Source organism: uncultured Psychromonas sp. (genome assembly GCF_947489755.1).
Lineage (GTDB): Bacteria > Pseudomonadota > Gammaproteobacteria > Enterobacterales > Psychromonadaceae > Psychromonas.
In genome coordinates this window covers 1-15,172 of record NZ_CANLFB010000022.1, presented here as the reverse complement: position 1 = coordinate 15,172, position 15,172 = coordinate 1, and the positions used below count along the sequence as shown (strand labels likewise).

The window sequence follows — 15,172 nt, the reverse complement described above, 5'->3', positions numbered from 1 at the left end:
TTAGATGTATTTAATTGATTAAAATGCTAAAGAAATTAACACTTCATAGTATAAGTGCTTATTAAAAAAGAGATTAATCTTGCTTAGCTAACATCTTAACAAGTGTCAAAAAAAGTTAACGATAAACCTGCTAGAAAGGTTAATAAAGATGCTATGATAGAACATCTTTTGAGCACTTGTATAATAGTAAAATGAATACGTTTGATTAGGATAAAATAAGCAATGTTGAGTGACATTTATTCATATGCTTACCTATGTACCATAAAGCTCAAAAAGTATCATAATGCTCAAAAATATTAATGATGAGCAGTAAATAATGCACACCAAATGGCCCGTTTTCTTCGGTTCAATAACATCAAAGCAATTTACCTAATAGGATAATTTCATATGCAAAAGCTAACAGATATTGGTGAAAATTTCGTCAATGATATAGCATCACGTTATGGCTTAAGCCACGATGCAGTAGTCCACATGTTAGTAGCAGTGAACAATGGTGGCTGCTCCATGGCACAATTTAACTGCCCTGAATTAGGTGGCTCTGGTCAATGGATGCGTGGCGGTATGACTATGGTTGGCGATATGTTTAATAATGGCCTGAAAACGACTGTTGATAATATATGTAATGAACTATCAAATATACTCAGTAATAACCAAATATTTCCAATGATACCTGCAGGAACGCCTGGCAGTAGTCAATGGTGGCCAACGAATTTAGGTACTCCTTTTAGTAGTGGCGCACAGAACAATAGTCGTTATGCCGTCTTCCCTAACCGATTAGCGGTTGAGTTAAATGGTCAAGTTTCTGTATACGACACTCTAGATCATAATATTGGCGGTGTTAGTCAACAGCAAGGCAGCAATGATTCTCTCTCTTTTAGCAGTCAATTTGGCACTCTGAGTGTGAATAGTTTACCTTTAGTCTCTGGCCAAACAATGCCGCCTGCACCTCAAACGAATTTTGCACAACAAGCTAACATTACAGAATCAAACTCTTTTACAGAACCAAATAACTTTGTAGAAAAAAATACGATATCTGATTTTGTGCCAACTAATGTTAATGAATCAGTAAACAATAATGTTAATACAGAAACAACACATCAAACACTAGAAATTATCGCCAAGTTAGCTGAATTACGAGATTTAGGTGCATTAACAGACGATGAATTTAATACAAAAAAATCTGATTTATTACAGCGAATCTAATTGAACACATCGATTCAAATAATAAAATGCCATTATTATAGTTTTGTCATTTAATAATTCACAAAACAAACAATAGTGGCATTAATTTTAATATCCTCATTAATTTTTAAACTGCATCGTTATTTTTAAATAGTATGGTTACGTTAAAGTACATAATAATTTTTAAACTCTATAGCGGCAGAAAAATATGCTTGGCATTTATTACCTTCAAGACGATACTCAGTAATAAGCACAGCCTTTTCAACCCTTTATTCATTCGGTATTAATATGAAAACATTCCAATGCAACTGCCAAGATAAACCTATTTTATTTTTTGAAAGTACTCACTGTGTTGCTTGTTCAAGAACCGTTGGATTGGATGACCAATTTGATCAAGTAGAACCTTATGAACTTGATCAAAAAAGTGGGCTATTTTTTAAAGCTGCAGAACCATCTGTTCATTACAAAAAATGTGACAATAATGAACAATTTAATGCCTGTAATGGCATGGTTAATTTAAGTACTTTCGTACCTAATCCTGATAATGAAGAAACGTTGTGCTTTGGTTGTCGCTTTAATGAAACGGTTCCCGACCTCAATATTGTTGAACATATTCCTTTATGGAAAAAGATGGAAACCGCTAAACGCCGTGCGCTTTACACGCTAAAAGCCTTACCTGTCCCACTACAAACCATCAGTGAAAATACTGAAACAGGTTTAAGCTTTGACTTCATCGCAGACAGAGATGTAAACGACCATTTTAACAGCCCACTAATTGGACATGAAACAGTATTCACAGGACATGATTGTGGCCACATCACTATTAACTTAGCAGAAGCTGACGATGTAGCTCGCTCTCAAACAAAGCATGCGATGGGAGAGCGGTACCGCACCTTGCTTGGCCATTTCCGCCACGAATTAGGCCATTATTATTTTGATCAACTCGTTGCAAATGCACCAGAAAAACACGCTTTATGTAAACAATATTTTGGTGATGATGAGCTAGACTATCAAGAAGCACTTAATCAACACTATGAACAAGGTGCACCGAAGAATTGGCGTGATACCTTTATCAGTGAATATGCAACAATGCACCCTTATGAAGATTGGGCTGAAACATGGGCGCATTATATGCACATTATCGATACCTTAGAAACGGCACAAAACTTTTCAATGGCAGGCTCCACTTCTGGTGTTGAAGCTGATGCAGAAGAACTGGGGGAATTAAATTTACCTCAAGATACTTCTTATTTTCGAGGACAAACCGATATAAATAGTATTTTAGATACATGGATGGACTTTTCAGTAATGCTTAACTCATTGAATAGAAGCATGGGCTTATCTGACGCTTATCCCTTTGTATTAACGCAAGCAGTGCGCACTAAATTATCTTTCATTCATCATGCAATACATAATAAATTACACCTTTTACCGCCTATCAAAATAACGGCGCAGAAGAAGAAAAAAGCCAATAAAAAAGTTTAAAGTCATAATATCTAATTCCAAATGATAACTTATTCAAAGCGATTATTTAATCAGCTTTCAGACAAGAAATAGCGTAGTTAAAACTTATTAACTACGCTATTTACTTGAATACTCTACTACTTTAATCGCTAATAACTGTTTCACAAACTCTGCAAAACCATAACCACCAGATTCAGTCATAACAAATTTTGGATGGTGCTGAAGTTTATCCCAATACTTTTTAATGTTAGCCACTCCCACACTTTTAGGTAATGTCGCAAACATGAATTCATCATTTAACGAGTCACCAACATAACAAGCTTGAGAGGTTATTTGGGAGTCTGATAAGCCTTTTTCATGCAAAAATGCTAATGAAGTAGCTTTCTTAGAATGCTCTCCATACCAGCTATTAATATGAATAGAGCTTGCCGTCGCATTCGCCCCTAACTGTTTAATTTTAGAAACAACTTCAGCAATTATGTCTGGTGATACCGATTCTCGATTTTGCCCAATATCAATAGCCACTTCACACAAACGATATGATTGATCTAAGGTTAGATTTAAATCAGGGTACGTTAATAACAGATCAACAACTTGTTGCTTTAACTTAGCTTGATTATCAACGATAGTTGACATTGGTGCGCCAGAACGAAGCGTTAAGTGCCCTTCTTTTTTCTCCATAATGAATGCACCGTTTTCACCAATCACCGCATCAACAGGCCAAAGTTGTGCAATATGATCACACCACCCTGCACATGCACCAGTCACAGCAACCACTTTCAGACCTGCCTGTTGTAACGCAGACAATGCCATTAAAGTTTCTGGCGGTAACTGACCGTTCCAAGTTAACGTATCGTCAACATCAGTTAATACCCACTGCACTTCTTGCCAATCATTTGTTAAGGTACTTTTTGGTAATTTCATCATATTCCCTAACATTTATAGTAAGTTCGGCAAGAACATCACTAAACCTTCTGAATAAGTTAACAACATTAATACAACTAATAATGCGAATAAGAGAGGCAATACCTCACGAACGAAGTCCACCAGTTTTACTTTAAGTATCGAGCATACCGTAAACATCATCGAGCCAAATGGCGGTGTGACTCCACCAATCATAATATTAACAATCACGATAATACCGAAGTGAACGGGGTTAACGCCTAGGTTTAATACGGCAGGTAGTAATAGCGGCGTTAAGATGATCATTGCCGCCCCACCTTCAATGAACATACCAACAATTAATAGTAATAGATTGATGAGCATTAATAAGACGAGCTTGTTATCAGTGACTAAAATCAAGGCAGAAGCCACATTCTGAGGGATCTGTTCCAACGTCATGTAATAACCAAAAATCATCGCGCCAATGATAATGAACATCACACTACTCGTCCCCTGAATTGTCTCTTTGAAGATCGCAGGGAAATGACTCACTTTTAGCTCTCGGTAAACAAACAACCCAATAATGGCACACAATAAAACAGCAATCGCCCCCGCTTCAGTCGGTGTAAATAAACCAAAACGCATCCCTAAAATAATGCCAAATGGAATTAATAAAGCAGGAATTGCTTTGCCTAAATAATGTAGACGTTCTTTAGCAGGTGCAGCTTCTGTTCTTGAGGGCGCATAATTTCGTCGTCTCGCGATGATGGCGATAGTGACCATCAAAGATAACGCCATCATGAACGCAGGCACGTAACCGGCAATAAACATTTCATGTACTGACACATTAGCTAATAACGCGTAAATAATAAGATTAATACCAGGTGGGATAACAGGGCTAATACTTGATGACGCTGCGGTGATTGCTGCTGTAAAAGGTAAGTCATAACCACGTTTAGTCATTTCAGGTGCAAGTATTTTAGACTGCATTGCCGCGTCCGCATTAGCAGATCCAGAAATGCCACCCATTAAGGTACTTAATGCAACGTTCACATGTGCAAGACCACCAGTTTTATGCCCAATCAATGAATCTGCAAGCGACAATAGACTGCGACTTATTCCAGAATAATTCATCACTGAACCCACCATAATAAAGAAAGGTATCGCCAATAACGGAAATGATGAAGCTGATGAAATAAAGCGTTGCATCACTAAGCTAACTGGAATCGAGGTATTAATAAATAAAAAATAAACCAACGAAGAAGCGATTAATGAAAATGCGATGGGAACGTTTAATAAAAATAAAACGAACAACATAATAATGGGAAGATAGATTTCCACGGTGTCACCTATAGAGTATTGGGTTGTTTTTTAAATAGCTGTTTTAAATCACTTCGAATGAAGTTTACGGTATGGATCGTCATCAATGAGAAACACAGAAACAACACACCGTTAATCGTAAAGTAAGACATACCCATCACTGGAGAAACTTTATTAGAAAGCATCATGTAGTCGTAACTTAAGTAAGCAAGAATCACATTGATTACTAATAAGAATGATAAAACCACGAGATTAAACGGGACTTTTGCTTTTTCAGGAAGTAATGCGATAACAACATCTACCCCCATGTGTAGCTTATGCTTGTAACAAGAACTAATGCCAAAATAGACAGACCAAATAAAACAGATAACGGCTAACTCTTCGCTCCATGGCACAACAAAACCAAATCCATAACGAAGGAATACATTAATAATGACCATTAAAATGGTAATGGATATTGCAATGGATGCGAGTATCTCTTCAAAATTTTTAACTAAGAAGCCCATGACTTCTCCTACTGATTAACTAATTAATACAATGGTTTTTTATTAAAATTTATTATCATTACTATTGTTAAGCATATTCACTCAATATAAGACGCAATAAAATGGTCTTCTTAAACCTTCAAAACAACGATTCGAGACTAATTATTGAAGTAATGGCTAATGGTATGAATGAAATTTTAGTAATAATTATCTAGCATTAAAAAATAACTGCCTTATTGAAAATACAATAAAGCAGTTACCTGATAGTACTTTTTAAACCTTATTTTTCGGCTTATTCAGCAGCACGAATTTTTTCAAGCTCTGCACCAATTCGGCTACGGATATCGTCACTCCAAGCTGGGAATTGATTATAAACATCAGCTGTTAGCTTACTGAATTCAGCGCTATCAACTTCGTTAAATTTAACACCTAGATCTTGTAGTTTTTGAGTATATTCACTGTCTAACTTAACTAATTCAGTAGTGTTTGAAATCGCACCAGCCGCTAACTCTTCGTTAATGATTTGCTGTTGCTCAGGTGTAAATTTATCCCAAACTTTAGGTGAGATATAAAGACCTACAGTGCCTAAGAAATGTTTAGTTAATGACATATTTTTCGCCACTTCATACATTTTAGTTGAGTACATAGTCAAAATTGAACCTTCAAGCCCATCAACAACCCCTTGTTGAACACCAGCGTAGGTTTCAGGGAAAGGTAATGATGCAGGTGCAGCGCCCATAGATGTTAATGTACTAATGAATAATTGGCTACCAGGAACACGAATACGCATGCCTGACATATCTGCAGAGTTTTTAATTTCTTTATTCGTGATCATATGACGGAAACCAAACATGTAATCAGCGTTTAATACTTTAATGCCTTTCTTTTCAACTTCAGCTGTTAAATCAGCAACTAGCTTAGTATCCATCATTGCGAGATATTCATCGTAAGAGTTATATAGCATTGGGCCGGCTAACGCAGCAAAGTCAGGAACATAATCACCAAGGTAACTTAAATCTTCTACAGCAATCCAATCGGCGCCATTCACAACTTGCTCAAGGTTATCTTTATAAACGGGTAATTGACCACCAGGGTAAACTTTAATGTTCACTCCACCATCAGTACGTTCGCGAATTTTATCAGTCGCTTTGATCAGCTCTTGCGTTAATAATTCGTTTTGAGTAAATACCAAACTCATGTTGATATCGATTGGCTCAACTGTTTTTGCAACGTCTGCGCCTTTCGTTGTTTCAGCAGGCTTTTCGCCACAACCGACAAGCAATGCAACAGCTGTTAATACGGTTCCGATTACCTTTATCATAAATAGTACCTTTGTTTATAAAGTTAGCTTTAATAAATCAGTTCGTTTATTAAAACAAAAAATAGTGAAATAAGTTGTATGGGCTTTTTTTGTTAACTCATACAACATTATTCATATGAACATTTGTAGAATCATATGAAAATCATTATCGTGCAAATAGTAGGTTACAAAAATGTAGACCAGAACGTATAAATACCATTGTATTGTTAAGTTTATATGACAGTCTGTTGTATTTTTAAGCCTTTTATATTTTCTAAAATACATTATCATTAACCTAGCTATTAACAAGTCATTAACGTTCAAGTGAACATTACAGGTAAATTTATGATTGCAGGTCATCGTGGGGCAGCTTCACTAGCGCCAGAAAATACGTTATCAGGTTTCAAAAAAGCACTTCAATCTGGTGCTAAATGGATTGAGTTAGATACACAACTTAGCGCAGATAAAACACCGGTCATCTTCCATGATGAAACCGTTAACCGCTGTACAGATGGTGAAGGTTTAGTCGCTGATTTAACATTTAGTCAATTACAAGCGTTAGATGCTGGAAGTTGGTTCTCAGAAACGTTTATTGGTGAGCAGATAATCTCGCTTGAACAGACTTTATTATTCTTCATGGAGAATGATTTGAGTATGAACCTTGAGATTAAGATTCATCACCCGCATCAAGCTGAGCCGCTAGTGAATGAGATAGCAAAGGTATTAGCTAAAGTGAGCTTTCCAAATGAAAAGATCATCTTATCTAGCTTTTCTGAATTAGCACTAGAACACTGTCATCAAGTCATGCCAGATATTCGACTAGGCTATATTACCGAACATAACCCACTAGTCACGTTAGAAAAATTAAAGCCTCTGAACCTGTATAGCGTACACCTTGATCATAAAATATTAGATCAAACGATGGCAAAAACAATCACAGATGCAGGACTTACACTGGTTATTTGGACACTTAACGATGTCACACAAGCTGATAAATTTAGATCTTGGGGTGTCGACATTATTATTACTGACAAACCAGATGTATTTGTTAACGCATGATAAAACTTAACGCTCGTCAGCAAAATATTTTATTGCGCTTACGTAAAAAAGAAGATGTTCAGATAGAAACGTTGTCTGAACACTTCCAAGTGACCACGCAAACTATTCGCCGAGACGTTAATCAACTTTGTAAAGCAGGTTATGCTCGCCGCATTCATGGTGGTGTAGGGTTACCAGCGCAATTGACCAATAGCAGTTATCAATATCGTAGTGATATACAGTTTGATGTCAAAGATCAAATAGCTAAAAAAGTCGCCAATGCGATTCCCGAAGGTTCAACCATTATAATGGGGATAGGCACAACAGTGACGCGTATTGCCTATTATTTAAAAACCAAACATCGAGTGATCACCAATAACTTACAGGTTGTTCGTATTCTAGAAATGAACCCTGATATTGAGGTCTATATTGCAGGCGGATTATTTCGTTCACAACAACAAGATGTGGTTGGCAATAATGTCACCGCGTTCTTCAATGATTTTGAAGCAGACATCGGCATATTAGGCTGCGCAGCAGTGACGAGTAGCCATTCAGCCATGGAACATGAAACCGCTGAAGCAGAAATATCGAGATGTATTGTAAAAAACTCACGACAAACTTGGCTAGTAGCCGATGCAACTAAATGGACAATTTCCGCTTCAGTGAAAGTCGCTTCATTATCTGAGTTTGATAAAATTTATAGTAATCACCCCCTTCCCTCAGATCTTCCGCTCGTCTCTATTAAATAAAGCCTACTGCTTGATATAAGATTAATGAGTAATACATACATTTACTGCACGTAAGAGCTGAAGAGTCGCTAAAAATAAAGTTAAAAATAGAGTGAGTATAAGAATAGAGTTATAAATCAGATTAGCAGTAAGAAGTGTTTTTAATGGGCTTTTGAAGGCTGGTGTATTGCTTGTAGTGGTACAGTTTCAGAATATTGTGATTACGATTATTTATTGAAGCTAATTTAGCCATTTTGATTGATACAACAATCAAACGAACATTAGGAAAGTAATACGAACATTACTTTCCTAAATAAACCACTTACTTCATTATATTTTAACGAGATATACATCAGTAAGTAAAACGGCTTTAACGGTTATATGCGGTTAAAATTAGTTCGAGCACGGAACTCATCCATTTTTTGCTGTGCATCATCACCAAACAAACGTTTACTTACCGCTTCTAGCCCTTCTGCATTGTCTAAGAGTTCTTTGCGAATCACTAATGTTGCTTTTGAACGTCGACGAAGTAAATCATCAAGGTTAACAATCATTTCATTCTCAGCAACCCAGTCAATTTCAGCCCAAGTAAACTCAGTATGTTCAAGTGCAAGATTCGCTTTAGCTGGATTCTGTTTAATCGCTTCAACTAACACGAATGCATCTTCTCCATAACGGCGCCAGAAACGGCTAGATAAAGGTTCAAGCGCACCTTTTGGTGTTAACTCATCAATATTAAACTCTTCAATCTCACCCATAAATTTCGCTTTAACTTGATCAGCAGGTTCGCCGTACCAAAGTGCATCAGATCGGTTCAATGGAATGTCTAAATCTTCAACAATATCAGCAACTTCATCACCTACATTGATACAATCTGTTAATTTCCCACCAAAAATACTAATGTGTTTATCAGCTTTATTCACATCTATAGCATGCTTACGAGATAGTGCGACCCAATCAGCAACGCCCTCTTCCGCTTCAATCGCTAATGGGCGTACGCCGCATCGTTCAGCAATAATGTCATCTTTAGTTAATGGTTTATCTAAATCTAATAACGTATTCGCATTATCAAGAATGAATTGACGATCTTCATCAGTCACTGATGTTTGATGACTTTCAACTTGGTTATCCGTTGTACCGATACACGTTTTAGATCCCATTGGTAATACAAAGAACAAACGTCCATCACTCGCAAAAAAGGCTAATACGCGATGTTCTTTCGAAATACGGTCAACTGTTAAATGTACACCTTTAGAAAATAAGTGATGATGCGATGTTTTCTGTTTCGTGCCTTTATTAACTTGGTCAACTAACGGGCCACACGCATTTATGAGTGTTTTTGCTTTAATAGTAAATGCTTGATCATTGGTTTTATCTTTTGCTTGTATAACCCATTGGTTATTTTCACGTACAGCGTTAACCGACTCTACATAGTTTGCAACAATAGCCGACTGTTTTGCAGCAGCAGTAATAAAGTTGAATACAAAGCGCGAATCGTTATCTTTTAAGAAAGCATCTGAGTATTCGAAACCTGCTTGCGCACCAGCCACTTTAATACATGGTTCAAGTTCTTTAATCGTATTACGTGTCAGATATTTAGGCGCCATAGTGAATAGGCGACCAAATAACCAATAAGCTAGCGTGCCCATGAATACAAACCACACAGGGAAACGGAAGCCTTTTTGAATCGTCGTTAAGAAACGAACCTCAGTCACTGATGATGGGTAATGTTTCATTAAGTTGTTACGACTTTTACAAAGTTTATTCACTAAACGATATTCATGGCTTTCTAGGTATTTAATACCGCCCCATGCGAGATTTGATGAATTAGAGCTAGTTGCTCCTGCAAAATCTCCTTTATCGATGAGTCCAACTTTAACGCCTTTAGCAGCCAAAGATGCAGCAGCAACAGCACCGTTGATACCACCACCTAAAATAAGGACATCTAACTCTTCTTCAGCTAGCTGTTTAATATTGTCTGTTCTATTGAGGCTCATTTCGTAATCCTTGATATAAATGTTCGATAGCGCACTTTAATGTTCACATTAGAACATATAGTTTTTATAATTAATACGATCATTCGCACTTTACTTATAAAAAATATAGCTAATTAATAACTTAAAAAAAGAAATTAGTTGGCATAGCTATGAAATAAAAAGAGAAATAAAAAAGACAAAGCAAAAATACAAAATGAAACAAAGAGTGGTTAACTGATAATAGTAAATTTCTATTATTTATAATGAATTATTTACCCCGTTTACTCCGAATTTACATAAAAGTTATTCTATGAATTTTCTTTTGTATTTCTCTCATTAACTTTGTTGCAGTCAATTTAATGAAAATATTAATAACCGTTGATTTATCCACCAGCTTCAATGACTTTATACATGAAGTTGAAATAACCACTTATTATCGAAAAATAATTACAGGGAACAGCTAGAAGGAGATGAACATATTTGGACTAAAAATGAAAAAATGCTTTTAAGGTTATCTTTGAAGGGGAGTGTTTAGATCTCACGCTAAGGAAATGTTTAATTGTACAATGTTCAAAAAAGAGTGCGTATAATTAATCACCTTCCTCATTCAGAAATTAAGCCCAAAATAATAATAAAAAATATCCCTAAAACAGCCTCAGCTTTAATTTATATAGTAGGAAAAATGATAACAAGCCAGAATAAAATCGATGTTCTGACAAAACACATTTAACTTAATTTAAATACTTGATTAAAAGCGCTTTGTAACAGCGCGACTTTACTGGCCTCTCTTGGTGACTTATTACTCACCAAAGATAAATCAAATTGATAAGTTAATATACTTGGTTGGATGATCCTAATTTCACCCATATTCAACTCCTGCTGAATATAACTCTGTGGCATATAACCTAAGTATCGGCCCGATAAAATCATCGTTTTACGCATATCAAATGCATATGCTTTAGCATTTAAATTTAATTTCTTTAATTGTTCTCGACCTTTACCTTGAATGTCGATACCGGGATGAATTGTAGAAGCAGAAGCCAAATCTAACGCAGTGATTTGCGTATCCACCTTATTAAAAAAGGGATGTTTTTTACTACAACAAAGGTAAATAGCTTCGCTAGTCAGCGGCGTATAATTTAGCCCTTCAATTTGTTGAAAAACAGGGAAAACACCTACATGTGCTTTATCCTTTAACAACAATTTCTCTATATTTGAAATTGAATCACCATCTAACGTGATATGCAAATTCGGTGCTTTTTGATTTACGATTTCAATCGTTTCTGCTAGTTTTTCCTGTTTCTTTTTATCTAATTGATCAGCACATAAAACAACTAGTTCGCCACTTAGCTCTTTTCCTAACGTCCCTACCAATAAAGAAAAATCGTTCAATGATTCAAATAGATTAATCACTGCACGATAAACGGTATGACCATCTTCTGTTAATGCAAAACCTCCACGGCCACGTAAACATAGCTTTAGTTTCATCCGTTCTTCTAAATTTGACATATGTATACTGATAGTTGAACGCGTGATCCCTAAAGCGGATTCAGCAGCAGAAAAACCACCATTTTCTACAACAGAAACAAAGATACGCAATAAACGTAAATCATATTCTGCGATGGGTTTAGGTATTATAGATGACTGTTTCAAAGTTTTATCTACCTCAAACTTATTGTTTAATGTTTTGTATTTAACATTATTTAGAATTGTTATTCAATGATGCAACAAGAACAGTTTAAAAACATAACCTACTATTCATCTCTTTCATTTGAATATGTTAAGCCACTTTAAAATATGCAATAACATTGGAGATAACCATGCACGGTATTAAAGATAATCAATTACTCAAAACATTTTCGTATATAGATGGTAGCTGGCATAGCAGTGAATCTTTTTTTAGCGTAACCAACCCTGCAACAGGGGAAGAGTTAGTAAAAGTATGTAATGCCGGTGTGGCTGAAGTTAACCTAGCGGTAAAAGCAGCTAAAACAGCGTTGAAACAATGGTCTGCTAAATCAGCTAACGAACGTTGTACTTTAATGCGTAATTGGTTCGACTTAATGATTCAACACCAAGATGACCTTGCTCGTATTCTTACGTTAGAGCAAGGTAAGCCATTTGCAGAAGCAAAGGGTGAAATTGGTTATGGCGCTGCGTTTATTGAATGGTTTGCAGAAGAAGGTAAACGTGTCTACGGCGATACTATCCCTGCTCCATCTGGCGACAAACGCATTGTAGTGGTAAAACAACCGGTTGGTGTTGTTGCTTCAATTACCCCTTGGAATTTCCCTAATGCAATGATTGCACGTAAAGCCGCGGCCGCTTTAGCTGCTGGCTGTACCTTTGTGGTTCGCCCTGCAACCTTAACGCCATTATCTGCTCTTGCAATGGCTGAACTTGCTGAAAGATCCGGTATTCCAGCTGGTGTCTTTAATGTGGTAACAGGTGAAGATGCAGCAGGCATGGGTAAAGTATTAACGCAACATCCTGACATTGCTAAATTTACTTTTACTGGTTCAACCGCTATTGGCAAATTATTAATTGAACAATGTGCATCAACCGTTAAAAAAGTATCGATGGAATTAGGCGGTAATGCCCCATTCATCGTTTTTGATGATGCTGATATTGATGCAGCAGTAGAGGGTGCAATGGCCTCTAAATATCGTAATGCAGGTCAAACGTGTGTTTGTACTAATCGTATTTTTGTACAAAACGGTGTGCTGGAAGAATTTACTGAAAAGTTCAAAACAGCAGTCGCTAACCTAACGATTGGCGACGGTATGACTGATGGTGTTCAAATTGGCCCTATGATTTCATCAAATGCGGTTGATGGTGTAGATAAATTAGTGACTGACTCTGTTGCATTAGGCGCAAAAGTTTTATTAGGAGGTCAACGTGATAGTACCGGTAATACTTTTTACCAACCTACTATTTTAACCAATGTGACTAATGATATGCCTATTGCACGAGATGAAATATTTGGTCCTGTCTCACCAATCATAGCTTTTGAAGATGAAGATCAAGTACTTGAAATGGCGAATGATTGTGAAGTGGGTTTAGCGGCTTACTTTTACTCTCGCGATATTGGCCGAGTATGGCGCGTTGCTGAAGGCTTAGAATATGGCATGGTCGGTATTAATGAAGCGATGATATCTAATGCAGCAGCACCTTTCGGCGGTGTTAAACAGTCAGGTAGTGGTCGTGAAGGTTCAAAATATGGCCTAGATGATTACTTAGAAATTAAGTATTTATGCATGGGTGGTTTAAATAAATAACGCATTAACACTAACAATTTAAGTGAGCGCTATAAGTTAACTATCAGCATGAACATTAAACAATATATTATCTATTAGGATCGAACATCATGACAAATCAAAGCTTACAAAGCAGAAAAGAACAAGTATTCCCACGTGGCCAAGGTAATATTTATCCAGTGTATGTTGAACATGCAAAAAATGCTGAAATCTGGGATGTTGAAGGCAAACGTTATATCGACTTTGGAACAGGCATTGCTGTGTGTAATACAGGCCATAGTCACCCTAAAGTTGTTGCAGCAGCAAAAGCACAAATGGATAAATTCAGCCATACTTGCGTAATGGTAAATCCCTATGAAGTAGCCGTAACGTTGGCTGAAAAATTAACAGCAGCAGCGCCTGGTAACTCACCTAAAAAAGCCATTTTTGTTACAACAGGTGCTGAAGCTGTTGAAAACTGTGTGAAAATAGCACGTGCTCATACAGGGCGTCGCGGTGTAGTCGCCTTTAATGGTGGTTTTCACGGCCGTACTAATTTAACGATGGCATTAACGGGCAAAGTCGCTCCGTATAAAAATCTATTTGGGCCGTTCTCTTCTGATATTTTCCATATACCATTCCCAATGGCTCATCACGATGTAACTGTAAAAGATTCACTAAAAGCATTACAAAATTTATTCAAAGTCGATCTTTGTCCAACAGATGTTGCAGCGATTATTATTGAACCCGTTCAAGGTGAAGGAGGATTTTATGCAGCACCACCAGAGTTTTTACAAGCACTACGTGAAATCTGCGACCAACATGGCATCGTATTAATTGCCGATGAAATTCAATCAGGTTTTGGTCGTACCGGAAAAATGTTTGCTTTTGAGCATTCTGGTGTAGAAGCTGATTTAATGACCATGGCAAAAGGTATTGCTGGTGGCTTTCCTATTTCAGCGGTTGTTGGTAAAAGCGAAATAATGGATGCGCCTTTACCAGGTGGTTTAGGAGGTACTTATGGTGGCTCTCCTGTCGCTTGTGCAGCAGCATTAGCAGTACTAGAAGTCATTGAAGAAGAAAATCTAATACAACGATCTGTAGAGATTGGTGAATTATTTAATAAACGCCTCAGTCAATTACAACAACAATATCCAGATACTATCTTAGAGGTCAGAAATCAAGGTGCGATGATTGCGATTGAATTTGTTAATAATGGCGATCCTGAACAGCCAAATACGAAATTAACACAAGATATTATTGCTAATGCTGCTCAACACGGCTTAGTACTTCTCGCTTGTGGTTTTTATGGCAACGTTATCCGCTTTTTACCTGCATTAACTATTTCTGATGATATCGCCAATGAAGGTTTAGATAGCTTTATTACGTTATTTGAAGGCCTAGTAGGTTCGTCAAAGTAAGCGTTTATTGTAAACTAACGTAACTCAAAAAATGCAAAAGCCCTATTAAGTACTTAATAGGGCTTCATAGGTTGGATCTTAAGAAAAAAATACATTGAAAACATGCTCTGAATTTGATCTGATAGTAATCGCCAAACCAA

At 36.7% G+C, this 15,172-nt stretch carries 12 protein-coding genes; 6 read left to right on the top strand and 6 right to left on the bottom strand.

All coding sequences use genetic code 11. From position 1 onward, the window contains the following. The first annotated feature begins 387 nt into the window (after positions 1-387). Together Q0794_RS12850 and Q0794_RS12845 are read left to right on the top strand one after the other, a co-directional pair. Positions 388-1,203, top strand: a complete 816-nt coding sequence (locus Q0794_RS12850; protein ID WP_298942496.1) for an SHOCT domain-containing protein — start codon at positions 388-390, stop codon at positions 1,201-1,203. 267 nt (positions 1,204-1,470) lie between these two features. Continuing rightward, on the top strand, positions 1,471-2,667 hold the full coding sequence (locus Q0794_RS12845; RefSeq protein ID WP_298942494.1) for a putative zinc-binding metallopeptidase: 1,197 nt from the start codon (positions 1,471-1,473) through the stop codon (positions 2,665-2,667). A gap of 96 nt (positions 2,668-2,763) precedes the next feature. Here Q0794_RS12845 and Q0794_RS12840 read toward each other — a convergent pair whose 3' ends face one another. The 4 genes from Q0794_RS12840 to Q0794_RS12825 all read right to left on the bottom strand — a co-directional run bounded on the left by Q0794_RS12840 (position 2,764) and on the right by Q0794_RS12825 (position 6,654). Next, the gene (locus tag Q0794_RS12840) at positions 2,764-3,570 is read right to left on the bottom strand and encodes an HAD-IIB family hydrolase (protein WP_298942492.1); all 807 of its coding nucleotides are present in this window, start codon (positions 3,568-3,570) and stop codon (positions 2,764-2,766) included. Between the two features lie 15 nt (positions 3,571-3,585). Next, complete coding sequence (locus tag Q0794_RS12835; RefSeq protein ID WP_298942489.1) at positions 3,586-4,869, bottom strand: TRAP transporter large permease; 1,284 nt, start codon at positions 4,867-4,869, stop codon at positions 3,586-3,588. 8 nt (positions 4,870-4,877) lie between these two features. Continuing rightward, positions 4,878-5,354, bottom strand: coding sequence for a TRAP transporter small permease (locus Q0794_RS12830; protein WP_298942487.1), 477 nt, complete (start codon positions 5,352-5,354; stop codon positions 4,878-4,880). A 271-nt stretch (positions 5,355-5,625) separates the two neighbouring features. Then, entirely contained in the window at positions 5,626-6,654 is a 1,029-nt protein-coding gene (locus Q0794_RS12825; RefSeq protein WP_298942485.1) for a C4-dicarboxylate TRAP transporter substrate-binding protein, read from the bottom strand. A gap of 324 nt (positions 6,655-6,978) precedes the next feature. Here Q0794_RS12825 and Q0794_RS12820 point away from each other — a divergent pair, with 324 nt between their 5' ends. Next, a complete protein-coding gene (locus tag Q0794_RS12820) occupies positions 6,979-7,692 on the top strand; it encodes a glycerophosphodiester phosphodiesterase family protein (protein ID WP_298942483.1) in 714 nt (237 codons plus the stop codon). Next, on the top strand, positions 7,689-8,420 hold the full coding sequence (locus Q0794_RS12815; RefSeq protein WP_298942481.1) for a DeoR/GlpR family DNA-binding transcription regulator: 732 nt from the start codon (positions 7,689-7,691) through the stop codon (positions 8,418-8,420). The genes Q0794_RS12820 and Q0794_RS12815 overlap by 4 nt, the downstream gene beginning before the upstream one ends. 356 nt (positions 8,421-8,776) lie before the next feature. On the opposite strand, the gene Q0794_RS12810 is transcribed toward Q0794_RS12815, so the two are convergent. After that, a complete protein-coding gene (locus tag Q0794_RS12810; RefSeq protein ID WP_298942479.1) occupies positions 8,777-10,396 on the bottom strand; it encodes an FAD-dependent oxidoreductase in 1,620 nt (539 codons plus the stop codon). A 705-nt stretch (positions 10,397-11,101) separates the two neighbouring features. Further along, positions 11,102-12,028, bottom strand: a complete 927-nt coding sequence (locus Q0794_RS12805; RefSeq protein ID WP_298942477.1) for a LysR family transcriptional regulator — start codon at positions 12,026-12,028, stop codon at positions 11,102-11,104. A gap of 167 nt (positions 12,029-12,195) precedes the next feature. Here Q0794_RS12805 and Q0794_RS12800 point away from each other — a divergent pair, with 167 nt between their 5' ends. After that, complete coding sequence (locus Q0794_RS12800) at positions 12,196-13,653, top strand: NAD-dependent succinate-semialdehyde dehydrogenase (RefSeq protein ID WP_298942475.1); 1,458 nt, start codon at positions 12,196-12,198, stop codon at positions 13,651-13,653. 89 nt (positions 13,654-13,742) lie between these two features. Further along, entirely contained in the window at positions 13,743-15,032 is a 1,290-nt protein-coding gene (gene gabT, locus Q0794_RS12795) for a 4-aminobutyrate--2-oxoglutarate transaminase (RefSeq protein ID WP_298942473.1), read from the top strand. The last annotated feature ends 140 nt before the right edge of the window (positions 15,033-15,172 follow it).